Genomic DNA, 23,150 nt, shown 5'->3' on the forward strand with positions numbered 1-23,150 from the left:
CCAACGCGATGCAGACCAATTTCTCCCTTGCCCAGCTCGCCGATCCGCATGTCGCGGAATCGGAGAAGATCCTGCGCAAATGCGTGCATTGCGGTTTTTGCACCGCCACGTGCCCGACCTATGTGACGCTCGGCAACGAACTGGATTCGCCGCGCGGGCGCATTTATCTCATCAAGGACATGCTGGAGAACGGCCGCCCGGCCGACAAGGAGATCGTCACCCATATCGATCGCTGCCTGTCCTGCCTCGCCTGCATGACCACCTGCCCGTCGGGCGTCAATTACATGCATCTGGTCGACCACGCCCGCGCCCATATTCAGGAGACCTACAAGCGCCCGCTGCTGGACCGGCTGACGCGCGCCATGCTCGCCCTTGTCTTGCCTTATCCCACGCGCTTTCGCGCCGCGCTGAAACTGGCGAAACTGGGCAAGCCGTTCATCGGCCTGTTTGAAAAGATCCAGGCATTGAAGCCGCTCGGCGCGATGCTCAGGCTTGCTCCGGTTTCGATCCCGGCGGCCTCGCCGATGGCATCTCCCGGCATTCATGCCGGGCAAGGGGCGAAAAAGGGCCGCGTCGCCATCCTCACCGGCTGCGCGCAATCGGTGCTCGATCCCGCCATCAACGACACGACGATTGCATTGCTGACCCGGCTTGGCGTCGAGGTCGTGGTGCCCAAGGGCGAAGGCTGCTGCGGCGCGCTGGTGCATCACATGGGACGCGAGGAAGCAGCCCTCGCCTCGGCCGGACAGAACGTCGACGCCTGGACGCGCGCCATCGAACAGGGCGGGCTTGACGCCATCGTCATCACCGCGTCCGGCTGCGGCACCACCATCAAGGACTATGGCTTCATGCTGCGCCTCGATCCGGCCTATGCCGATAAGGCCGCGCGCGTCTCGGCGCTGGCCAAGGACGTCACCGAATATCTGGCAAGCCTCGACCTGCCGGAACCGGTGCGCAAGCCGGGCACCGTCGTTGCCTATCACTCGGCCTGTTCGATGCAGCACGGCCAGAAGATCACCCGTCAGCCGAAGGAGCTTTTGCAGAAAGCCGGCTTCATCGTACGCGAGCCGCGCGAAGGGCATCTGTGCTGCGGCTCGGCCGGCACCTACAACATCCTGCAGTCCGAGATTTCAGCACAGTTGCGCGACCGCAAGGTGAAAAACATCGAGGCCACGGGCGCCGAGATCGTCGCCACCGGCAACATCGGCTGCATCACCCAGATCGCCTCCGCCGCGAAGCTGCCGGTGGTGCACACGATCAAACTGCTCGACTGGGCCTATGGCGGCCCGAAGCCGGAGGGTGTTTCGGAAGCAGAGCTCGTCGCGGCGGAGTAGCGCTCTTATTCGGCCGCCAGCCTGTCCACCACGCCATAGGTCGCCTGATAGCGTGCCCGCTGCCGGCTGAGCGCCACCATCGTATTGCGCAGCAGGATCGCCACGGTGATCGGGCCGACGCCGCCCGGCACCGGCGTGATCCACGACGCGACGTGCCTGACGCTCTCGGTGTCGACATCGCCGACGATACGGCTGGTCCCGTCAGGCCCGATCTCGGCATTGATGCCGATATCGATGACGGCGGCACCCGGCTTGACCATGTCGGCCTTGATCAGGCGCGGCTTGCCCACGGCGACGAACAGCGCGTCGGCGCGGCGCGCATGTGCGGCGACCGAGCGTGTCATGTGGTGGCACACCGTCACTGTCGCGCCTTCGCTCATCAAAAGGAAGGCGATCGGCTTGCCGACGATCTCGGAATGGCCGACGACCACGACCTCGAGCCCCTTGAGGTCGAGCCCGGTTTCCTTCAGCAGTTCGACCGAAGCCGCCGCTGTGCAAGGGGCGAGGTCGAGCTGGTTGTAGACGATGTTGCCGATCGAGGCCGGATGCATGCCCTCGACATCCTTCAGCGGATGCACTGCCGCCTGCAGCGTCCTGACCGGGATATGTGCCGGCACCGGCCGCTGGATGATGATGCCGGTGACGCGCGGATCGGCGTTGAGGCCATGGATCGCCGCTTCCAGTTCGCCGGCGGTGATGTCGGCGGCAAACCGCCTTTCCTCGAAACCGATGCCGGCCAGCTCCGCCTTGGCGCGTTGGTTGCGCACATAGACGCCGACCGCCGCGGTGTCACCGACGGTGATCGACACCAGCTTGGGCGGAAAACCCTCGGCGGTGGCGATCGCCGCATCCTCGCGCACCGCAGCGATGATGCGCTGGGCGACCGGGCCGCCCTTGAGATAGCGGCTGTCGTCGGACAGGGACATGGAAGAACCTCTGCAAGCGTTGCCGCCGATATAGCAAAGGATCAGGGCGGCAGTCAGTGCGAAAGCGACGCGCTCTACGCGGCCTGATGGCGCAGACGCGCTTCACCGGAGCTTGCCTCACCAGAAACAGAAAGGGCAGCGCGGTTTCCCGCGCTGCCCTTTCGTGACTGACCGCATCCCCACACGGCCCGTCCCCCGTTAACTCGTTGCCAGTTCTAAGCAGACTCCCAAAAGCGCGCTATGACTTGAGTGCAACAGCACGCGCTAAAAACGACCCAGTGCTGCCTAACCGGCTGATTCGCACTAACTATATCACCACCACGGTGGTTCCGACATTGACTCTTTCGTAAAGGTCAACCACGTCCTCGTTGCGCATGCGGATGCAGCCCGAAGACACCGCGCCGCCGATCGTCCATGGCTGGTTGGTGCCGTGGATGCGATACTCCGTCGTGCCGATATAGAGCGCGCGCGCGCCGAGCGGGTTTTCCTCGCCGCCGGCTAGAAAGGTCGGGAGATAGCGCCCCTTGGCCGCCTCTCGCGAAATCATCTCCGCCGGCGGACGCCAGTCCGGCCAGACGCGCTTGTTGGTGATCTTGTGCGTGCCCGACCACTCGAAGCCGGGTTTGCCGGTGCCGACGCCATAGCGCCGCGCCCTGCCGTTCTTCTCGACCAGATAGAGGAAATTCTGCGTCGTATCGATGACGATCGTGCCCGGCTTCTGCGTGCCGTCATAGGCGACTTCCTGCGGCAAATAGATCGGGTTGATCTGCGGGCGCATGACCATGCGCTTGGCCGGCGCCTGAACGGCGGCCGTGCGCACCTGATCGGGCTGCGCCTGTCGTGCATAACGCAGGCGCGGCTGCTGCTGCACCACTTGCCGGTTCTGCCGCACGATGCCGGGCGCCCGGCCAAGCTGCAGCACCCAGGGTGCCGAAAGGTCGGGGCTCACCATCACCGGCGGCCTTTCGGCATAGCGGTCGCCGGCACTGGCGGACGTGACGCCGGCGGCAAGCATGGCCGCGGCGCCGAACAGGGAAATCAGCACTGTCTTCATCGGAACGCACCTTGATCGTCGAACATTTCGGGTTGGAAAGCCTCCCCGGTTCGCCGGACATTGGCGGCAAGCAGCAACCGAAACATGAATCGGAATGCGTAAAATGCGGTTCTGTCAGTAAACCTTTTGGTGTGGTTACCGGCGGGTTCAGGAATCTGGTAAAGCCGGAGTAAACCGGCGCGAACGCTGTTAACGAACGGAATTTTGGCGATGGAAAATGAAAAACTCGGCCTTATCGTTGGCCCCGATGGTGTCGCGCGCTGCTTCTGGCACGGCAATCTGCCGGACTATCTGGACTACCACGACAACGAATGGGGCAGGCCGGTCACTGACGACCGCAGGCTGTTCGAAAAGATCTGCCTCGAAGGCTTTCAGTCCGGCCTGTCCTGGCTGACCATCTTGCGCAAGCGCGAGAATTTTCGCGAGGCCTTCGCCAATTTCGAATTCGACAAGGTTGCCGCCTTCACCGACAAGGATGTCGAGCGCCTGCTCGGCAATGCCGGCATCATCCGCCATCGCGGCAAGATCGTCTCGACCATCAACAATGCCAAGCGCGCCCGCGAAATGGTGGATGAGTTCGGCTCGCTGGCCGCCTGGTTCTGGAAGTTCGAACCCGGCCCGGCCGAGCGGCCCGAGATCGTCGACCTCGCCCATCTGCGCGCCAACCCGACGACGGCGGTCTCGGTCAGGATTTCAAAGGAGTTGAAGAAGCGCGGCTGGAGCTTTGTCGGCCCGACCACCGTCTACGCCTTCATGCAGGCCATGGGCCTGGTCAACGACCATCTCGAGGGATGTGTGTGCCGGGAGAGGGTGGAGAAGGAACGCAAGGCGTTCAAACGGCCGAAGTGAGCTAGGTGCCGCTGGCGCCGGTGAGGAAAAGCCCGGCGACGATGGCCGCCAGCGCCGCGAAGGCCGGATAGATCACCAGCAGGCCGGTCATCAGCGCGTCGCGCAGCGTGGAGTTCGTGCGCTCGTCCGCGGCAACCTCGAACGGACCTGCCATCTGGCTTGCGGTTCGCGGTGCATGCCCATCGGCCGGCCGCAGCCGAACCGGCAGCGCGCGGGCGTCGCTGTCGATGGTGTCTGGATATCTTGCCGTGGCCATGGCCCCGAACCCCTTGTTTGCGCGCGCTTTATCGGCCCGGATTGTGTCAGCACGATGCCGCACCGATGGCGGAATTGTTTCCTTTTCGGTGTGGTTTGTTTCAGCAAAAATGCAAACCCTTGCCGCTCCCGGCTGCATCGGTTAGGACACCCGCGCCGCGGAAATCGGTAATTTTGCCGATCCGTGACGCCACGAAACACCGAGTACCATCCTATGGCCGACAAATCGGAAAAGACGAAAGCGCGGCTGCCGCGCGGTTTTGCCGACCGCAGTGCCGAGGACATCCGCGCTGTCGAGAAGATGATGGCGACGATCCGCTCGGTCTATGAGCTCTACGGTTTCGAACCGGCCGACCAGCCGCTGATCGAATACACCGATGCGCTGGGAAAATTCCTGCCCGATCAGGACCGGCCGAACGAGGGCGTGTTCTCGTTCCAGGATGATGACGAGCAATGGCTGTCGCTGCGCTACGACCTGACCGCGCCGACGGCGCGTTTCGTCGCCGAGAATTATGAGCGCTTGCCAAAGCCCTACCGCAGCTACCGCTCCGGCTGGGTGTTCCGCAACGAGAAGCCAGGCCCCGGCCGCTTCCGCCAGTTCATGCAGTTCGACGCCGACACGATCGGCACGCCGGGCGTCGCGGCGGATGCCGAGATGGCGATGATGATGGCCGACGTGATGGAAGCGCTGGGCATCAAGCGCGGCGACTACGTCATCCGCGTCAACAACCGCAAGGTGCTGGACGGCGTGCTGGAGGCGATCGGGCTTGGCGGTGACGAAAATGCCGGGCGCCGGCTGACGGTACTGCGCGCCATCGACAAGCTGGACAAGCTCGGGCCGGAAGGCGTGAGACTGCTGCTTGGTCCGGGCCGCTGGGATGGCGGCAAGGAGGGCGAAGGCGACTTCGCCAAGGGCGCTGGACTGAATGACGGCCAAGCCGAGGCAGTCCTTGCCGCGACCGCGAAGAATGCACAAGCTGGCCAGGATTCCGGCGTCAGCGCGAACGCGATCTACCAGGAAGGCGTTAGCGAACTCGCGACGATTGAGGCCTTGGTCAGGGCCGCAGGATACGCCGAAGACCGTATTGCCATGGACCGCTCGGTGGTGCGTGGCCTCGAATACTACACCGGCCCGGTCTTCGAGGCCGAGCTGCTGGCCGAAATCCCCAACGAGGACGGCCAGATCGTCCGCTTCGGTTCGGTCGGCGGCGGTGGCCGTTATGATGGTCTGGTCTCGCGCTTTCGTGGCGAGCCGGTGCCGGCGACCGGTTTTTCCATCGGCGTCTCGCGCCTGATGACGGCGCTGAAGAACCTCGGCAAGCTCGACACGTCCGATGTCATCGCGCCGGTCGTCGTGCTGGTGATGGACAAGGACACCGAAAGCCTCGGCCGCTACCAGAAGATGGTCGGCGAGCTGCGTGCCGCCGGCATCCGCTCCGAAATGTATCTCGGCGGCGCCAGCATGAAGGCACAGCTGAAATATGCCGACCGCCGTGGCAGCCCGGTCGCCATCATCCAGGGCGGCGACGAGCGCGCCAGGGGCGAATTGCAGATCAAGGATTTGATCGAGGGCGCCCGCATGTCGGCGGAGATCACCGACAACGCCGAATGGCGCGCCGCGCGACCGGCGCAGGTGACGGTCGCGGAGAGTGAGCTGGTCGCCGAGGTGAAGAAGATTTTGGCGGCGCAGGCCGAGGAGCGGGCACGTGGCAGATAAAGGCCGCGATCCTTCGCGCCCCCCTCTGTCCTGCCGGACATCTCCCCCACAAGGGGGGAGATTGGCTGCTTCGCCCGTCTCGCTTTTCTTGCAGCGTAGACAATTGGCGAAAGCCGTCGCGATATTCGATCTCCCCCCAAGTGGGGGAGATGTCCGGCAGGACAGAGGGGGGCGCCGTAGAGCGCCGACCTCCGCACGCTGTCCAACACCCCTCATCCGTCTCGGCGCTGCGCGCCGATCCACCCCCGGGGCGAGCCGCGGGTCTCGCCCGTCCTTCGGACCCCACAAGGGGAGAAGGGAAGGTGGTGCTTCATGACCACCCGCTACCCCGCAATATCAGCCGACATCACCAACCTCTTCGCCGGGCGTAACACACACGCGGTCGAGGTCGCCGTGCTGCAGCCGGCCGATCCGTTCCTCGACATGGCCGGCGAGGATCTGCGCCGCCGTATCTTCCTCACCGAGAGCGAGACCGGCCAAACATTGTGCCTGCGGCCCGAATTCACCATTCCCGTCTGCCTCGACCACATCAGTTCGCAGGCCGGCACGCCGCGCCGCTACTCCTATCTCGGCGAGGTGTTTCGCCAGCGCCGCGAGGGCGGCAATGAATTCTTTCAGGCCGGCATCGAGGATCTCGGCGACCGCGATACCGCGCAGGCCGACGCCCGCTCGCTCGCGGATGCGCATGCACTGCTGTCGCTGGTGCTGCCGGATCAGTCCCTGAAAATCACCCTTGGCGACCAGACCATTTTCGAGGCGGTGCTGGCGGCGCTCGGCCTGCCGCGCGGCTGGCGCATGCGCCTTGCCCGCGCCTTCGGCTCGGCAGCGATGCTGGAGGCGGCACTTGCCGATCTCGCTAATCCACCGCGCAACGGCCAGCTTTCCGGCCCGGTTGCCGCGCTGGTGCTCGATGGCGATCTCGAAGGCCTTTCCACGCACATCGCCGGCGGCATGGAAGAGGCCGGGCTGTCGGCGTCCGCCGGGCGCTCGCCATCCGACATTGCGCGGCGGCTGATCGAGAAGGCCGAGCTGCGCAGCGTGCGTCTGTCGAACGAGGCATTTTCGGCGCTGAAGGGTTTTCTGGCGATCGACGTTGCGCTTGATGGCGCGGCACAGGCGCTCGAAACTTTTGCCAGGGGTGCCGGTCTTTCGCTGGGTGTTGCGCTTGAGAATTTCGCGGCGCGTGCCAAAGCCATCGAAGGTCTGGGCCTGCCGATCAAGACAATCCGCTACGACGCCGCCTTCGGCCGTCCTCTCGACTACTACACCGGCATCGTCTTCGAGATCGCGGCTGAGAATGGCGAGCGGCCGCTGGCCGGCGGTGGCCGCTATGACAGGCTGCTGACGCTGCTCGGCGCCAAAACGCCGATCCCCGGCGTCGGCTTTTCCGTCTGGCTCGACCGTATCGAAGCGCTGCGGGAGAAGACGCAATGATCACGCTGGCGATCCCGTCGAAAGGCCGGCTGAAAGAACAGGCGCTGGAGGTTCTGGCCAAGGCCGGGCTGGCCGTCAGCCTGCCCGGCGACGAGCGCAAATACCGCGCCCGCATCGAAGGCACCGAGAGCATCGAGGTGGCGTTCCTGTCGGCGTCCGAGATTGCCGGCGAGATCGGCCAGGGGACGGTCGATCTCGGCATCACCGGCGAGGACCTGTTGCGCGAAAACCTTGCCGACTGGGAGGCGCGTGCCGAAATTGTCGCCCGCCTCGGTTTCGGCAATGCCGATGTGGTCGTGGCGGTGCCTGACATCTGGCTCGACGTCGACACGATGGCCGATCTCGACGATGTCGCCGCCGATTTCCGCCAGCGCCACGGCAGGCGGCTGCGCATCGCCACCAAATACTGGCGGCTGACCCAGCAATTCTTTTCGCTCAAACACGGCATCCAGGTCTATCGCATCGTCGAAAGCCTGGGCGCCACCGAAGGCGCGCCGGCCGCTGGCCTTGCCGACGTCATCGTCGACATTACGACGTCAGGCTCGACGCTGCGTGCCAACCATTTGAAGGTTCTGGCCGACGGCGTTGTCTTGCGGTCGCAGGCTTGCCTCGTGGCGTCGAGGAAGACGCGTGCGGCACCCGAAGAGACTGTCTTGCGCGACATCGCCGCCAAGATGGCCTCCATAATCGCTTAGCGTCGGCGCTATCCCCCTTTGTGCCCCAGTACCATCGACGGGATTTCCACCGCCCCGGCAGGCTGATAGGCTCGGCGCGTCGGTGGAGGAGATGGCGATGGCGATCAATCTCGACGAACTGAAGAATGCCACCAATTTGCGTGGTCGCGGCCTGCGCAATGGCGGCACCTTCGTCGCGCCGCTCGACAGCAGGGCGCATGTCTCGGGCGAGCGCACCGTGCCGCTGCTGCACCAGACGATCCCCGCATTGTTTTCCGACACCGTCAGCAAATACGCCACGCAGGACGCCGCAATCTTCGTCGACCAGGACAAGCGCTTCACCTGGAGCGAACTGTCGGACACCGTCGATACGCTGGCCGCCGGCTTCCTGGCGCTTGGTCTCGAAAAAGGCGACCGCGTCGGCATCTGGTCACCCAACCGCTGGGAGTGGCTAGTCACCCAATTTGCCACTGCTCGCATCGGCCTGATCCTGGTCAACATTAACCCGGCCTACCGGCTGACTGAACTGGAATATGCGCTAAACAAGGTCGGCTGCAAGGCACTAGTCACCGCTGCCAAATTCAAGACCTCCGACTATCTCGGTATGATCGAGACGCTGGCGCCTGAGATCGCCACCACCACACCGGGCAAGCTCAAGGCGAAGAAATTGCCGGCGCTGAAAATCGTCATCCGCATGGGCGACGAGAACTCGCCCGGCATGTTCAATTTCGCCGACGTGCTGGCGATGGCGGGGCGCGACGAGCATGACAGCCTCGACCGCATCTCTGAGGGGCTGAAGCCGGGCGAGCCCATCAACATCCAGTTCACTTCAGGCACGACAGGCGCGCCCAAGGGCGCGACGCTGACCCACAACAACATCGTCAACAACGGCAATTTCGTCACCTCGGCGATCAAGCTCACCGTCGACGACCGGCTCTGCATCCCGGTGCCGCTCTATCATTGCTTCGGCATGTCGATGGGCACGATGGGCTGTGTCACCAAGGGCGCCACTATGGTTTTCCCGGGCGAGGGGTTCGATGCCGGCGCCACGCTGAAGGCCGTGGCGCAGGAACGCTGCACCGCTCTCTACGGCGTGCCGACCATGTTCGTCGCTCTGCTCGATCACGCGGATTTCGCCGCCTTCGATCTCTCCAGCCTGCGCACCGGCATCATGGCGGGATCACCGTGCCCGATCGAGGTGATGAAGAAGGTGGTGTCGCTGATGCACATGGACGAGGTGACCATCGCCTATGGCATGACCGAGACCAGCCCGGTGTCGTTCCAGAGCAGCGTCGACGACCCGCTGGAAAAGCGCGTCTCGACGGTCGGCCGCATCCACCCTTATGTCGAGGTCAAGGCCATCGATGCCGATGGCGCGACCGTCGCGGTCGGCGCGGCGGGCGAGCTGTGCACACGTGGCTATTCGGTGATGAAGGGCTATTGGGACGACGAGGAAAAAACCCGCGAGGCCATCGACTCAGACGGCTGGATGCACACTGGCGACCTCGCCACCATCGACGCCGAGGGCTATTGCAACATCGTCGGCCGGGTCAAGGACATGGTCATCCGCGGCGGCGAGAACGTCTACCCGCGCGAGGTGGAAGAATTCCTCTATCGCCATCCCAAGATCAAGGAAGTGCAGGTGTTCGGCATTCCCGACGCCAAATATGGCGAGGAGCTTTGCGCCTGGATCGTGCTGAGGCCCGGCCAGATCGCCACCGAGCAGGAGATCAAAAACTTCTGCGCCGGCCAGATCGCCCACTACAAGATCCCACGCTACATTCGCTTCCGCACAGAATTACCGATGACGGTGACCGGCAAGCCGCAGAAGTTTTTGATGCGCAATGCGATGGTGGAAGAGCTGGGATTGGTGGTGCAGAAGACGGCTTGAGGGGGGAGGGGGCGCTGGTTTTTGTCCCCGCGCTGAATGCGGGCCAGGGTCGCCATCGCCATGATACTGTTGCTCCCCATTGCCTTCCTCAAGGCTCGCAGAAACGCACAGGGCTTGAATGAGCGGTTTCGCACGATCGGCTACGTCTTATGCGATGCCCCTGGCCGCCCTGGCGATGGCCGTTGCGGTCAGAGCCAGCGGGCTGTCGGTAGACACAGGGTCGCTGAGCGTCAGGGTCCTTATCGGAGCGCTTTCGAGTGCGATCATGTTCATCACCATTTTCGTCGTGCTCGACCATGCCGAAGCGGTGGCCCACCGTGTCGGGGAGCCCTACGGCACGTTGGTGCTGACTTTTGCCGTGACGGCAATCGAAGTGTCGATCATCGTTTCCATGATGCTGCATGGAGAGAACAACCCGACACTTGCGCGTGAGTCTGTGTTTTCAACGGTGATGATTACATCCACCGGCGTTGTCGGCCTGTGTCTCGCGCTTGGCGGCTGGCGCCATCGCAAACAGGTAATTGTTCGACAAGGGACCAGCGCATATTTGGCGGTTCTGGTCGCGCTGACCGTGATGACGCTCATTCTACCGACCTACACGCGAACGACGGATCCTGGCACCTTTTCGGCGGCTCAACTCGGATTTGTAAGCGTACTTTCAGTCCTGCTTTATGCAGCTTTTGTGTTCGCGCAGACTGTCCGGCACCGGGACGACTTCATAGAAGGACAGGCGCATGATGTTTCGATCCGAACTGCCTCCCACGAAAGCATTGCTGCCAGCGCCCTGCTCCTGTTGGTCGGGCTGATCGGCATTGTCATGCTCGCCGAGCAGGTCGCCGCAGGTGTCGAAGATGCGCTCGTTACCTATCAGGTGACCCAGGCCGACGCTATTGTGGGGGCGTTGATCGCCGGGTTGGTTTTGATGCCGGAGGCTATTTCGGCGGTTCGTGCTTCACTCAACAACGAGCTGCAGCGCGGCTTGAACGTTGCGATGGGTTCGGCTTGCGCCACCATCGGTTTGACAATACCGGCGGTCGCGGCCGCAAGCCTGCTGACGGGAAGAGGGTTGACCCTGGGGCTCCCGGAAACCGACACAGTGCTTTTGATTTTGGCGCTTTTCATATGCAACGTAAGCTTCAGCACTGACAGAACGACATTCTTGACCGGAATGGTTCATCTTGTCGTGTTTTTTACTTATGTGTTTCTGATATTTGTGCCGTGAAAGCTTTGGTACAGGGTAGCGATCAGCTGCAGGGATGAGGCAACCGCTATCGTGGCGCTGCTTCCCGGGATTGGCGACACGCATAAGATTTTTGGCCCCCATGTCACACTGACAGCCCGTGGCTCGTCATGGTCTCGCAACCATCAGAAGGAAGCCAATCATGACTGTCAGACTTGAACCCTTTGCCGCCGCGCCTTCGCTGATGAAGGAGTGGCAACGCACATCGATCGCCATTGCCGCCAGCCTCGACCCGGGCCTAGCCGAGCTGGTGGAGATTCGCGCCTCCCAGATCAATGGCTGCGCCAACTGCATCAACATGCACACGACCTATGCCCGCGAGAGGGGAGAAACCGAGCAGCGCATCTACTTGCTGCCGGCTTGGCGCGAGGCACCCTGCTACACCGATCGCGAACGGGCAGCCCTGGGCTGGACCGAAGCGCTGACGCGGATCTGCGAAGGCCACACCCATGTCGCCGCCTATGAGGCGCTGAAAGCCCACTTCAGCGAGGAAGAGCAGGTGCAACTGACCTTGATGATCAACATCATCAATGGCTGGAACCGCATCGCCGTCGGCTTCGGCGGCTTCGCCGATCCGGCAGCGGTGAAGGCTGCCTCCAGGGCGCTCACCGCCCACGCCGGCAAGGCGGTCGCCGCTTGACGGCGAAGCCAACAGCCGGGGACGCAGCGGCAGCGTTTGATCCGCTGCGTCCAAAGCTCATGCGCGTCGCCTACCGCATGCTCGGCTCCGTTGCCGATGCCGAGGACATGGTGCAGGAGGCCTTCATCCGCTGGATGAGGGCCGACCGCGCGGCGGTGCGCGAGCCCGAGGCGTTCCTGCGCCGCACGCTGACGCGCCTCTGTCTCGACCAGCTCAAATCCGCGCGGCGCCAGCGCGAGACCTATATCGGTCCCTGGCTTCCCGATCCTGTCGTCGAAGAGGACGAGGTGGAAGACGTCACCTTGCCGCTGATGCTGGTGCTGGAGCGTCTGTCTCCTCTCGAGCGCGCGGCCTTCCTGCTGCACGATGTGTTCGGCCTGGGTTTCGAGGAGGTCGCCGAGACGATCCAGCGCGACCCTGCCGCCTGTCGCCAGCTCGCCGCCCGCGCGCGCAGCCATGTGCGCGACGCCCGGCCGCGTTTCCAGATGGAACGGCAACGCAGCCTGGCGCTTGCCGAGGCCTTCTTCGCGGCAACGCGCAGCGGCGACATGCAGGCGCTTGGCAGCATGCTGGCGGCCGATGTCAGCGCCCATGCCGATGGCGGCGGCAAGCGCCCGGCGGCGACAGAGGCGATCCTCGGCTTCGATGCCGTCATCAAGCAATACGCTTATATAGCGAGCCGGATACCGAAAGACGGCTCAAAGCTTGTTCGCGTCGGTTTCGTCAACGGACTGCCCGGCTTCGTCAGCCTGGAAGCCGATGGCGAACTGCAGACGACCGCGCTCGAAATCGAGGACGGGAAGGTCACGGCGATCTATGTGGTGCGCAACCCGGATAAGCTGAGGCATCTGCATTAGCTGCGCGGCCGTGTCAGGCCGGCTGACCGAGCACCTCCGTCAGCGCCGCGCCGGAATGAGCGGACGTTCTATATCGAATTGGAAGATGACATTGACCTAAAGCAGGACCTCTTGGTGTCACCTTAAGTTTCGAAGGCCATAACTAAAGAATTGGAAAGAGTTTTGTTCTGTAAGTACATTTTTGAATTGTGAGGTTCAGGCCCGTTATCAACGCGCTCGTTCTCTACGCCTGGTCCGAATGTGGACGAGTCAAGAATTCTTCCAAGGGTGATAAAATCGTTTCTGTCACCACCGTTGAGCCATCGGTTCACTCGGGTTGGGCGCCTCTGCGGCCTTCCAAGGGCGGACTGGACAGACTTGATCGCGAGCGGCGACCCGATCGTCATGTAGAAAGGTATCTGCGGCCCGCTCTCCTCTCTCAGCAGGTTGAACGTGACGACTGAGCCGAGAGAGTGGCCAACTATCACACAAGGGCCGTCTGCGATCGCAGGACGGACAATGTCGTCGACCTTTTTGCGCGCCTGAGGCTTCCGGAGATAAACATATGCTTGCGATAGCACCCGAAGCAGTATTCTTCCCTGGAAAGGCGAGAGGCTTTCCAATGCAGAAGCAAGTGCGATTATTCGACGGTCGTGCGGAAAGCCCTGTTCCAAGGCCTCATCTGACGGATTCGACGCAAGAATTTGAGCCTCCGAAATCCCAAGAGCTGATGCGGCTTCCTGTAGCGCGAAGCCCATGAACTCCAGCTCACCATCTTGCGATTGTCCCACACTCATTGGGACAGCATCAGCACCTGACGCCGAGCTATGTTGAGTCTCAGCATGCAGCACATCTCCATAGAAAGGGGCAACAATTTCCCGGCGTTTGAGCACGGAAAATTCCGCAGGAGAAACCGCAGTCTTCAGAGCGCCTAACCATTCATCAATGATCCAATTGGAACTTAGTCCTTGATGATTGATGCCGTGAACCAACACCAAACGCATCAAAGTTCTCCTTTGGCGATTTGTTCAGCTAGACGTCGGCCTGCATCGGCTGGGAAAGTCGTAAACGGCGCGGACTTTAGCTCGGTACTAAATTCTGCGAGATGGTCCCAACGACCGGGATAGATTTCAAGCATGCTCCAACCCTGCCGCAGCCAGGGAAATCCGCCAGCCACGCTGACTTGTGCGGCCGGAGTTGCTGAGAAATACTCGGCGAAATTCGCCTCCTGCGAGCTCCTCGGCTTCCGATCTTGGGTTTTGGGGACTTGGGCAACAAATGATGTTGCAGCTCGTTTGATCTCGATGTCGGCAAGCATGGCGATGTCAAATGGAACGGGTTGGTTATGTTTTGCATAGTAAAATGCAACCTGTCGAATTGCGTTTGTGTCGTTTTCACGTGCATAAACGTAGGCCGCAATGACGCCCAGAATTGGGTCAAAGTGCTTGTATTCGCGGATTGAGGCCGCGAAATCGAGTGCGGCCGAGCCAGACAACAGCCCTGCGTTCATATTCGCTATCGCAAATTCAACGGCTCTGGCGCCATGAGGCGATCTTGGGTAGCGGCTATTTTCAGCGGGACGATAGATAAGGCTCATTGCCCCTTCTTTCCCTACCGTGATTGTTGAAATGAACTCAGGATAGACTGCGGCTCCAACCCAGGTTTGATTGCCAAGTTGAACGAGAAAAGATCCTGGCGCCGGCACCTCATAATCTGTAGGGCTTTTGCAAAATCGCAACCATCCCCCAACAAGTTTGTCCTGTTGCGAATTGATCCAGGGGGGGAAGGGATACCTTGTTGAGTTTCGCTCCGGCAATTGTGAGCCCGGTTCGCGACTCGAATCGAGTGGCGCGCTGCTCTTTGTTGAACGACTCCTTGATGCGCTTCGCGTACAGTTGCCTTGGAGTATGCTTCTTTTGGAGTCGGGCCCTTTCGGTTCCAGCGGGTCGCGGAACCTTGCTGTCAATGATACGCCGTATGCTTGCTGGGATCTCAAAATCTGTCAGCCTAGTGTAGATGTCGTTTGGTGGGCGAAACCCGCTTGCCAGATCAGGATTCTGAACGACGTTGTATTGGGACGCTTCGATAGGCAGGTATTTTTCAACAGTTTCCACCAGTCGAGCTGTGGTCACGCAACGGCCAAGTGTCGGTCTCTCTTCCACCGCTTCCTCGTAGTGGCCAACAAGCCCCTTCAGGAAAACCTGGCTTAAGAAACTGTACTGGATCGACGCACTCGGCGGGGTCGCGTAGGCGGCTTCGCCCGCGTCTGCCGCAAGAAACAGGTCGAGTTGAACCGCCGACGATCGATTGTCGCTTAAGTCGATGATTGGCGTCCCAGTGACTGACAAGCCCAGTTTGGGGATCAAAGTCCGGCAAGCGTCGCTGACAACGGTGATTTGTTTTGGACCGTAACTTCGTAGCCGCCATTTCAGCTTTTCTACATCCACCGCCTGAGCAGCACCCGTGCGCCATCGAGATAGCAGCCAGAACTCCTGGCCGATGTCTCGCAAAACACCGTGGCCCGCGTACGCAACGACGATCCTTCCCAACACTTCCGATTTGTTACTGATTAGCGGGTGGATCGCCCGTTTGATCCGCTCGGCGGTAACCGGCGATCTCTCATCAGTGATCAGCGTCGTTCTGTATCCAACTATTTTTGCCCAATCGGAAATGGCTTTTGCAACGTTCAACGCGCCAGGAAGAGGTTCCAACCCTCCTTCCGGTTCCGCAACGGCGATAACAACACAGACGTCTACCGTGGAGTTCTGTTTGCGCATTGACGCACCCCTAGCTGGCAGAATGCATTAATTGTCTTCAGTCGTCTAGACTTATTGAAAGGCAAAAAATATCATTTCAGAGGTTCAAATTTGAAAATGTGAGTATGATCAGAATGAAGAATGCTCGACAGGAAAACAATTCTTCAGCCTATGGACTTCGAATCACCGATCAGGAAACGGCAAGGGCGGTTGCTATATTGAGCTCGAGCCACGACGTCGTGGGCGCCGGGTGTTTGCTAAGTTCAAAGCAGGTCTTGACTTGTCGGCACGTTGTCCGAATGGCGCTTGACCATCCACCGAAGGTTGGTTCGATCATCAAATCCAGGTTGATCGGTGTAGTTGGTCAACCGAAAACGCAATTGCGTGTCATTCGCCTCGGTAGCGAACGGTCGCCAACAGAGGACCTTGCGCTTCTTGAAATATTGCAGTTGCCGCATCTATCAGTCAGTCCCGTTCAGTTTTCGGCACCTCTTCGTCACAGCGGGAAGAAGTTTTCAGCCTTTGGGTTTCCGCAAAGCGACTCCAGCCAGCAAGGAAGAAATGCACGCGGAACTTTGAATGCAGCCGACGCCGTGGGTTTGGTCCAAATGGATGGCGGCAGCCCACTGTTGGTCGAAGGTGGGTTCAGTGGCAGTCCAGTTTGGTGTGCTGACGTTGCAGCGTTTGTTGGAATCGTTGTGACGGAGCTGTCTGAGAGTCGCGTCGCATGGTGCATTCCAAGCCGAATTCTGTCGCAATTTTATCCCGAACTGCCGGTACGATTTCGCATGCCTCCCGCCGACCGCCCACTTATCAACGACTATGAGATTGACGACCCTAATTCCGAAATATTTGGAACTTCGTCAAAGAATGAAACTCGGAAACTTACAGCGACCATTCGAGAAGAGAGGAAAAATCACTTCGCGGTGCGAGCAACCTACAGGTGTCTGGACGGTGTCAAAACCTGCCGAGGTAAATATGTGACTTTTCTGACTCACCCAAGTTTCTCCAAAAAATTTGAAGACGCATACGAACTGTTTTCAGTGATCGACGAGGGCGGTAGGGCAACCGTCGAATTTTATCTGACCGAGTCCTTTACTCTAGCCGCAATAGGAGACGCCGGAGATACTGCCTTGACTTTCGATCTTTCGAGGATCGTCAAGGCCCGTTAGGTTTTGAGTAGAACTTCCAAACAAGTGTTCCGCGATAGGGCTAGTCGGGTTGATCGATGACGCTTCAGCACTGCAATTGGATAGTCTCCTATCAAGCCAGATATCCGTTGGAGCAATGATGTGAAGTCCAAGGTTACCTTTGATCATCGGCAGACCCCTCGGGCGGGCAGTCCATCGTGTCACCCCCTTACGCCGCCAGCACCGCCGCATCCAGCCCGCGGATGATCTTCGCCAGTTCCACACACTCATCGTGCCGGACCTTGTTGCGCCGCCATGCCAAGCAGATCGTGCGTTGCGGCATCGGCTCCTGGAATGGCACGATCTTCAGGTCGCGCATGGTGCTGGCCGGCCGTGCCGCCATTTCCGGGATCAGCGTCACGCCGAGCCCGTGCGCCACCATCTGCAGCAGCGTCGTCAGGCTGGTGGCGCCGTAGCTTGCCATCGCCACCGGGCGCACGCTGCCGCAGACGGCGAGTGCCTGTTCGCGCAGGCAATGGCCTTCCTCCAGCAGCATCAGCCGTTCCAGCGCCGGGCTTTCCGGCGGCACCGGCGGCGAGGCGAAGGCCGGATCGCCTGACGGCACGGCGAGGAAGAAGCGGTCGGCGAAAAGCGCCTCGGTGATCAGGCCGGGATGGTCGAGGGGAAGCGCGGCGATGAAGGCATCGAGCTTGCCCGAATTGGTGTCGTCGAGCAGTGCGGCGGTCACCGCTTCGCGCAGTTCGAGCTGCAGCGCCGGGAAATGCCGTTTCAGCTCCGGCAGCACATGCGGCAGGAGATAGGGTGCCACCGTCGGGATGATGCCGAGCCGGAAGCGGCCTTCCATGGCCGGGCGGCCACGCCGCGCCGTGGTCTCGATCTCGCGAATGTCGGCAAGAATACGCTCGATGCGCGGCAGCATGACCAGCGCTTCGTCGGTCATCCGCACCGCCTTGCCGCCGCGCTCGAACAGCCGGCAGTTGAGCCGTTGCTCCATTTCGGCGATCTGCGACGACAGCGCCGGCTGGCTGACGCCGGCCAGTTTTGCGGCGCGGCCGAAATGCAGCGTCTGCGCCAGCGCTTCGAAATAATGCATCTGCCGAACGGTGAGACCAATCATAAGAAAAACCTATCGCAACAAACAGGAAAGGCAATTTGTTTTTATCGGCTAGGCAGCCTAATCTGGAACCATTCCAGAGTGGCGCGGCTCAAGGCCCGCCCGGGAAATCAGCGAATCGGAGAGCAAGATGGACGCGAACACTGACGATCCCAGCGCGGGCAAATGCCCGGTCGTGCACACGACAATTGCCAAGGCCAACCGTGACTGGTGGCCAAACCAGCTCAACGTCCAGGTTCTTCACCAGCAGTCGCCGCTCTCCGATCCGATGGGCGAGGCGTTCGACTATGCCGAGGAATTCAAAAGCCTCGACCTCGACGCCCTGATCAAGGACCTGCATGCGCTGATGACCGACTCGCAGGAGTGGTGGCCGGCCGATTTTGGCCACTACGGGCCGCTGTTCATCCGCATGGCATGGCACAGCGCCGGCACCTACCGCATCGGCGATGGCCGTGGCGGCGCCGGAGCCGGCCAGCAGCGCTTTGCGCCGCTAAACAGCTGGCCGGACAACGTCAACCTCGACAAGGCCCGCCGCCTGCTGTGGCCGATCAAGCAGAAGTACGGCCGCAAGATCTCCTGGGCCGACCTGATGATCCTCACCGGCAACGTCGCGCTGGAATCGATGGGCTTCAAGACCTTCGGCTTCGCCGGCGGCCGCGCCGATGTTTGGGAACCCGAGCAGGACATCTACTGGGGCCCCGAAGGCAAGTGGCTGGCCGACGAGCGCTACAGCGGGGACCGCGACCTGCAAAACCCGCTCGGCGCCGTGCAGATGGGCCTGATCTACGTCAACCCGGAAGGACCGAACGGCAACCCGGATCCGCTGGCCTCGGCGCGCGATATCAGAGACACCTTCGCCCGCATGGCCATGAACGACGAGGAAACCGTCGCGCTCATCGCCGGCGGCCACACCTTCGGCAAGACCCATGGTGCGGGCGATGCGGCCCTGGTCGGCGTCGAGCCGGAAGGCGCCGACATCGAGCAGCAGGGCCTCGGCTGGGCCAACAAGTTCGGCACCGGCAAGGGCGGCGACGCCATCGGCAGCGGCCTGGAAGTGACCTGGACCACGACCCCGACCAAGTGGAGCAACGACTTCTTCGACAATCTGTTCGGCTTCGACTGGGAACTGACCAAGAGCCCGGCCGGCGCGCATCAGTGGACGCCGAAGGGCGGCGCCGGCGCCGGCACGGTGCCGGATGCGCACAGCGCTGGAAAGCGCCACGCGCCCGCCATGCTGACCTCGGACCTGGCACTGCGCTTCGATCCGTCCTACGCAACGATCTCAAAACGCTTCCATGAGAATCCGGACCAGTTCGCCGACGCCTTTGCCCGCGCCTGGTACAAGCTGACCCATCGCGACATGGGCCCGCTGGTGCGCTATCTCGGACCGCTCGTTCCCAAGGAAGAACTGCCCTGGCAGGACGTTATTCCGGCCGTCGATCATGTGCTGATCGACGAGCAGGATGCTGAAGCACTCAAGGCCAAGGTCCTGGCGTCCGGCCTGTCGGTGCCGCAGCTGGTCTCGGTGGCCTGGGCGTCGGCCTCGACCTTCCGCGGCTCGGACAAGCGCGGCGGCGCCAATGGCGCGCGCATTCGTCTCAGCCCCCAGAAGGACTGGGCCGTCAACCAGCCGCCAGAACTGGCCAAGGTGCTCGCCAAGCTCGAAGCGATCCAGAAGGACTTCAACGCGTCGCAGACCGGGGGCAAAAAAGTCTCGCTTGCCGACCTGATCGTTCTCGGCGGCAATGCGGCCATCGAGAAGGCCGCCGGCCACAGCGTGGACGTTCCGTTCTGGCCAGGCCGTATGGACGCGTCGCAGGAGCAGACGGACATCCACTCCTTCGCACCGCTGGAACCGACCGTTGACGGCTTCCGCAACTATGTCAGCGGCAAGCAGCGTCTGTCCCCCGAGGAGGCGCTGGTCGACCGCGCGCAACTGTTGACGCTGACGGCGCCGGAGCTGACGGTCCTTGTCGGCGGTTTGCGCGTGCTCGGCGCCAATGCCGGGCAGTCCAAGCATGGCGTCTTCACCAAGCAGCCGGAAACGCTGAGCAACGACTTCTTCGTCAATTTGCTCGACATGGGCACGGAGTGGAAGGCGACGACGGACGCCAAGGATGTGTTCGAGGGCCGCGACCGCAAGACCGGCGAACTCAAATGGACCGGTACCCGTGCCGATCTCATCTTCGGTTCGCACTCGCAGCTGCGCGCCATCGCGGAAGTCTATGCGACGGCCGACGCCAAGACGAAGTTCGCGAAAGACTTCGTTGTGGCATGGACCAAGGTGATGAACGCCGACCGCTTCGATATCGCCGGCTGATCTACGCGCAAGACCCAACAAAATAGGCGCGGGCTTCGGCCCGCGCCTTTTTTACATTCAGACCCTTGGAGAAATCAGTCTTTCTCGAAGATACGCGCCTTGGCGACGACGCCGGCAATGGCGCCGCCGATCAGCGGCGCGACGATGAACAGCCAGAGCTGTTTGAGCGCGTCACCGCCCGTAAACAGTGCCGGGCCGATCGAACGCGCCGGATTGACCGAGGTGCCGGTCACCGGGATCATAGCGAAGTGAATGCCCGCCAGGGTCAGGCCGATGACCAGACCGGCGAACGCCGTCGAGTGCTTTTCCGCGGTCACGCCGAGGATCACCGTGACGAAGGTGAAGGTGCCGATCAATTCCCATAGGAACGCCGAGCTGACGCTCCATTTTGCCACGTCCCAGCCATTGGCGCCGAAGTTGGTGATGGGTTCGCCGGCTTTGCCGGAGACGATGATCCACAGCGCCAGCGAAGCCAGGATCGCGCCGATGATCTGCGCGATCCAGTAGGGGATGACATCCTTGGCCGGCAGGCGGCCGGCAAGGAACACGCCGAGCGTCACCGCCGGATTGAGATGCGCGCCCGAGATCGGACCGATCGCATAGGCCGCCGCAATCAGGCCGATGCCGAACGCCAGACCGATGCCTTCCTGGCCGAGTGGCAGCGCGCCGCCGAAGCCACCCGTCACCACCGACGCCGTGCCGATGAACACCAATAGAAATGTACCAAGAACTTCCGCCAGATAAGTCTTCATTGCCCTCTCCTCGTATCGATCCGCGGCTCCGCTTTTCTGCGACGCGAATCATGCCGGGGAGAGTATTCCCAACGGAAAAACTTGGAAAGCAGAGCGGTTGCGCCACAGGTCATGCTTGCAGTCGCCTGTTGCGAACATTAGAGACCTGTCATCTATTGAGCGGTCTGTCGTTGCAGCGACATATACTGGTCGGGTAGCTTCGCTGGCCTCGATTGGCATTGCCTCATCCGACGACGCGGAAGCGGGGTTCAATCCGGGCGCGAAAGGCTCTAAGAGCAGGCCGAGAAGATCATGTGCTCGATTTTGGTGGAATGACGAATGCGACTGGGCGGACGGCTGGCGGCAGCCATCGAAGTGCTGGAAGACATTAGCCGGCGCCACCGGCCGGTGGCCGACGCGCTGAAGGACTGGGGCCTGTCGCACCGCTTCGCCGGTGGCGGCGACCGCGCGGCGATCGGCAACATCGTCTACGACGCGCTACGCCACAAGCGTTCCGCCGGCTGGCTGCTCGGCGATGACACACCGCGCGCGACCGGCTTTGGAGCCCTGCTGCTCGAATGGAACCAGACGGCGCAGTCGCTGAACCAGGCGCTCGACGGCGACAAGTTCGCCCCGCCGCTGTTGACCGAAGAGGAATTGAAGACGCTCGCCGACCGCCGGCTTGCCGATGCACCGCCGGCGGTGCGGGCCGACATTCCCGACTGGTGCGCGCCGCTTCTCGAAAGGACCTTCGGCGCGGCCTGGGTCGACGAAGGGGCGGCCCTTGCCACACGCCCGCCGCTCGACCTCAGGGTCAACACGCTGCAGGCCGATCGCGCCAAGGTGCTGGCCGAGTTGACTGATACCGGCGCCAAACCAGCCCAGATCGCGCCATACGGCATTCGCATCCCGCCGATCGATGGCGACGGCAGGCACCCAAACGTGCAGGCCGAACCCGCCTTCCAGAAAGGCTGGTTCGAGGTGCAGGACGAGGGCTCGCAGATTGTCGCGGCGCTCGCCGGCGCCGAGGCCGGCATGCAGGTGCTCGACTTTTGCGCCGGCGCCGGCGGCAAGACATTGGCGCTGTCGGCGGCGATGGGCAACAAAGGCCAGGTGTTTGCCCATGATTCCGAGAAGGCGCGGCTGGCGCCGATCTTCGATCGCATGCGCCGCTCGGAAAACCGCAACGTGCAGATCGTCACCAAGCCGGCGGAACTCGCCCCGCTCACCGGCCACATGGACATCGTCCTGGTCGACGCGCCGTGCACCGGCAGCGGCACCTGGCGCCGCCGTCCCGATGCCAAATGGCGGCTGACGCAAAGACAGCTCGATGCGCGCAAGGGCGAGCAATCGGCGATCCTCGATGCGGCCAAAGCCTACGTCAAGCCGGGTGGCCTGCTGGTCTACATCACCTGCTCGGTCTTCGACGAGGAGAATGGCGAGCAGGTTGCCGCCTTCCGGGAACGCCATGACGGCTTTGTCCCGGTCGATCATCGCGCGCTTTGGAACGGCCGCTTTCCAGACCACCCGGCGGCGGCACGGGTCGGAGAAGCCGGCGATATTTCATTGTCGCCGGCGCTGAGCGGCACCGACGGGTTTTACTTCTGCGCGCTGCGCCGGGTGAACTGACCTGCCTGAAACTCCGGCAATCCGGAGCGGATCGGTCCACCGGGGGCAAAGGTGGCTGATTGCTGCAGTGCAGCAATTGCGATTGCCTGCCGCCCATGCCTCTGCGATAAGCTTTGCCAGAGAAACAAAGGCGTTGGCCATGGCAGCAAAGATCGTACCGGCCCCGGACTATGAGGATCGCGTCAGGACCTCCTTTGCGCGCCAGAAGGCGATGGCGACCATCGGCGCCGAACTGACACTGGTGACGCCCGGCATCATCGAGATCGAGATGCCCTATTCGGCGGCACTGACCCAGCAGCATGGCTTCCTGCACGCCGGCGTCATTTCGACGGCGCTGGATTCAGCCTGCGGCTATGCGGCGTTTTCGCTGATGCCGGAAAGCTCCAGCGTGCTGACCATCGAATTCAAGGTCAATCTTCTGGCGCCGGGCAGGGGCGAGCGCTTCCTGTTCCGCGGCTCGGTGACAAAACCCGGCCGCACCATCATCGTCGCCGACGGCCAGGCCTATGCCTTTACCGCCGATGGCGAGGCCAAGCTGATCGCCACCATGACCGGAACGATGATGACGGTTGTCGGGCGTGATGGCATCGCTGGCTGAT

At 62.0% G+C, this 23,150-nt stretch carries 21 protein-coding genes; 13 read left to right on the forward strand and 8 right to left on the reverse strand.

Annotated features, from left to right (window positions below; translation table 11 throughout):
• The first annotated feature begins 8 nt into the window (after positions 1–8).
• Positions 9–1,334 carry a glycolate oxidase subunit GlcF gene (gene glcF / locus AC1DX6_RS06280; RefSeq protein ID WP_477311838.1) on the forward strand — a complete coding sequence of 442 codons (1,326 nt, stop codon included), beginning with the start codon at positions 9–11 and terminating at the stop codon, positions 1,332–1,334.
• Positions 1,335–1,339: 5 nt separating this feature from the next.
• On the opposite strand, the gene AC1DX6_RS06285 is transcribed toward glcF, so the two are convergent.
• Both AC1DX6_RS06285 and AC1DX6_RS06290 read right to left on the reverse strand, forming a co-directional pair.
• On the reverse strand, positions 1,340–2,260 hold the full coding sequence (locus AC1DX6_RS06285; protein WP_477311839.1) for a bifunctional 5,10-methylenetetrahydrofolate dehydrogenase/5,10-methenyltetrahydrofolate cyclohydrolase: 921 nt from the start codon (positions 2,258–2,260) through the stop codon (positions 1,340–1,342).
• 307 nt (positions 2,261–2,567) lie between these two features.
• A complete protein-coding gene (locus tag AC1DX6_RS06290) occupies positions 2,568–3,314 on the reverse strand; it encodes a L,D-transpeptidase (protein WP_477311840.1) in 747 nt (248 codons plus the stop codon).
• A 210-nt stretch (positions 3,315–3,524) separates the two neighbouring features.
• Here AC1DX6_RS06290 and AC1DX6_RS06295 point away from each other — a divergent pair, with 210 nt between their 5' ends.
• Positions 3,525–4,163, forward strand: a complete 639-nt coding sequence (locus AC1DX6_RS06295) for a DNA-3-methyladenine glycosylase I (RefSeq protein ID WP_477311841.1) — start codon at positions 3,525–3,527, stop codon at positions 4,161–4,163.
• 1 nt (position 4,164) lies between these two features.
• Here AC1DX6_RS06295 and AC1DX6_RS06300 read toward each other — a convergent pair whose 3' ends face one another.
• On the reverse strand, positions 4,165–4,419 hold the full coding sequence (locus tag AC1DX6_RS06300; protein WP_477311842.1) for a hypothetical protein: 255 nt from the start codon (positions 4,417–4,419) through the stop codon (positions 4,165–4,167).
• Positions 4,420–4,632: 213 nt separating this feature from the next.
• On the opposite strand from AC1DX6_RS06300, the gene hisS reads away from it, so the two are divergent.
• From hisS to AC1DX6_RS06335, 7 genes are all read left to right on the forward strand, one after another.
• Positions 4,633–6,135 carry a histidine--tRNA ligase gene (gene hisS, locus AC1DX6_RS06305; protein WP_477311843.1) on the forward strand — a complete coding sequence of 501 codons (1,503 nt, stop codon included), beginning with the start codon at positions 4,633–4,635 and terminating at the stop codon, positions 6,133–6,135.
• Between the two features lie 312 nt (positions 6,136–6,447).
• On the forward strand, positions 6,448–7,569 hold the full coding sequence (locus AC1DX6_RS06310; protein WP_477311844.1) for an ATP phosphoribosyltransferase regulatory subunit: 1,122 nt from the start codon (positions 6,448–6,450) through the stop codon (positions 7,567–7,569).
• Complete coding sequence (gene hisG, locus AC1DX6_RS06315) at positions 7,566–8,264, forward strand: ATP phosphoribosyltransferase (protein WP_477311845.1); 699 nt, start codon at positions 7,566–7,568, stop codon at positions 8,262–8,264. The genes AC1DX6_RS06310 and hisG overlap by 4 nt, the downstream gene beginning before the upstream one ends.
• A 97-nt stretch (positions 8,265–8,361) precedes the next feature.
• Positions 8,362–10,134, forward strand: coding sequence for an AMP-binding protein (locus AC1DX6_RS06320; protein ID WP_477311846.1), 1,773 nt, complete (start codon positions 8,362–8,364; stop codon positions 10,132–10,134).
• A 265-nt stretch (positions 10,135–10,399) separates the two neighbouring features.
• Positions 10,400–11,356, forward strand: coding sequence for a calcium:cation antiporter (locus AC1DX6_RS06325; RefSeq protein WP_477311847.1), 957 nt, complete (start codon positions 10,400–10,402; stop codon positions 11,354–11,356).
• A 160-nt stretch (positions 11,357–11,516) separates the two neighbouring features.
• Complete coding sequence (locus AC1DX6_RS06330) at positions 11,517–12,014, forward strand: carboxymuconolactone decarboxylase family protein (RefSeq protein ID WP_477311848.1); 498 nt, start codon at positions 11,517–11,519, stop codon at positions 12,012–12,014.
• Positions 12,011–12,871 (forward strand): sigma-70 family RNA polymerase sigma factor, encoded by an 861-nt coding sequence (locus tag AC1DX6_RS06335; RefSeq protein WP_477311849.1) that lies wholly within the window; start codon positions 12,011–12,013, stop codon positions 12,869–12,871. Before AC1DX6_RS06330 ends, AC1DX6_RS06335 begins: the two co-directional genes overlap by 4 nt.
• A 122-nt stretch (positions 12,872–12,993) precedes the next feature.
• On the opposite strand, the gene AC1DX6_RS06340 is transcribed toward AC1DX6_RS06335, so the two are convergent.
• The 3 genes from AC1DX6_RS06340 to AC1DX6_RS06350 form a co-directional block, all read right to left on the reverse strand.
• On the reverse strand, positions 12,994–13,854 hold the full coding sequence (locus AC1DX6_RS06340; RefSeq protein WP_477311850.1) for a hypothetical protein: 861 nt from the start codon (positions 13,852–13,854) through the stop codon (positions 12,994–12,996).
• A complete protein-coding gene (locus tag AC1DX6_RS06345) occupies positions 13,854–14,447 on the reverse strand; it encodes a hypothetical protein (RefSeq protein ID WP_477311851.1) in 594 nt (197 codons plus the stop codon). The genes AC1DX6_RS06340 and AC1DX6_RS06345 overlap by 1 nt, the downstream gene beginning before the upstream one ends.
• A gap of 109 nt (positions 14,448–14,556) precedes the next feature.
• The gene (locus tag AC1DX6_RS06350; protein ID WP_477311852.1) at positions 14,557–15,627 is read right to left on the reverse strand and encodes a caspase family protein; all 1,071 of its coding nucleotides are present in this window, start codon (positions 15,625–15,627) and stop codon (positions 14,557–14,559) included.
• Positions 15,628–15,731: 104 nt separating this feature from the next.
• Here AC1DX6_RS06350 and AC1DX6_RS06355 point away from each other — a divergent pair, with 104 nt between their 5' ends.
• A complete protein-coding gene (locus tag AC1DX6_RS06355) occupies positions 15,732–16,778 on the forward strand; it encodes a S1 family peptidase (RefSeq protein ID WP_477311853.1) in 1,047 nt (348 codons plus the stop codon).
• A gap of 187 nt (positions 16,779–16,965) precedes the next feature.
• Here the strand turns inward: AC1DX6_RS06355 and AC1DX6_RS06360 are convergent, their stop codons facing one another.
• Entirely contained in the window at positions 16,966–17,874 is a 909-nt protein-coding gene (locus AC1DX6_RS06360; protein ID WP_477311854.1) for a hydrogen peroxide-inducible genes activator, read from the reverse strand.
• A 127-nt stretch (positions 17,875–18,001) separates the two neighbouring features.
• Here AC1DX6_RS06360 and katG point away from each other — a divergent pair, with 127 nt between their 5' ends.
• Positions 18,002–20,191: a catalase/peroxidase HPI gene (katG, locus tag AC1DX6_RS06365; RefSeq protein ID WP_477311855.1), complete on the forward strand. Its 2,190-nt coding sequence runs from the start codon at positions 18,002–18,004 to the stop codon at positions 20,189–20,191.
• Positions 20,192–20,265: 74 nt separating this feature from the next.
• Here the strand turns inward: katG and AC1DX6_RS06370 are convergent, their stop codons facing one another.
• The gene (locus AC1DX6_RS06370; protein WP_477311856.1) at positions 20,266–20,943 is read right to left on the reverse strand and encodes an MIP family channel protein; all 678 of its coding nucleotides are present in this window, start codon (positions 20,941–20,943) and stop codon (positions 20,266–20,268) included.
• Between the two features lie 318 nt (positions 20,944–21,261).
• Here AC1DX6_RS06370 and AC1DX6_RS06375 point away from each other — a divergent pair, with 318 nt between their 5' ends.
• Both AC1DX6_RS06375 and AC1DX6_RS06380 read left to right on the forward strand, forming a co-directional pair.
• Positions 21,262–22,551: an RsmB/NOP family class I SAM-dependent RNA methyltransferase gene (locus AC1DX6_RS06375; RefSeq protein WP_477311857.1), complete on the forward strand. Its 1,290-nt coding sequence runs from the start codon at positions 21,262–21,264 to the stop codon at positions 22,549–22,551.
• Positions 22,552–22,690: 139 nt separating this feature from the next.
• Positions 22,691–23,149, forward strand: coding sequence for a PaaI family thioesterase (locus AC1DX6_RS06380; RefSeq protein ID WP_477311858.1), 459 nt, complete (start codon positions 22,691–22,693; stop codon positions 23,147–23,149).
• The last annotated feature ends 1 nt before the right edge of the window (position 23,150 follow it).

This window comes from Mesorhizobium sp. P2_C4, assembly GCF_056404575.1.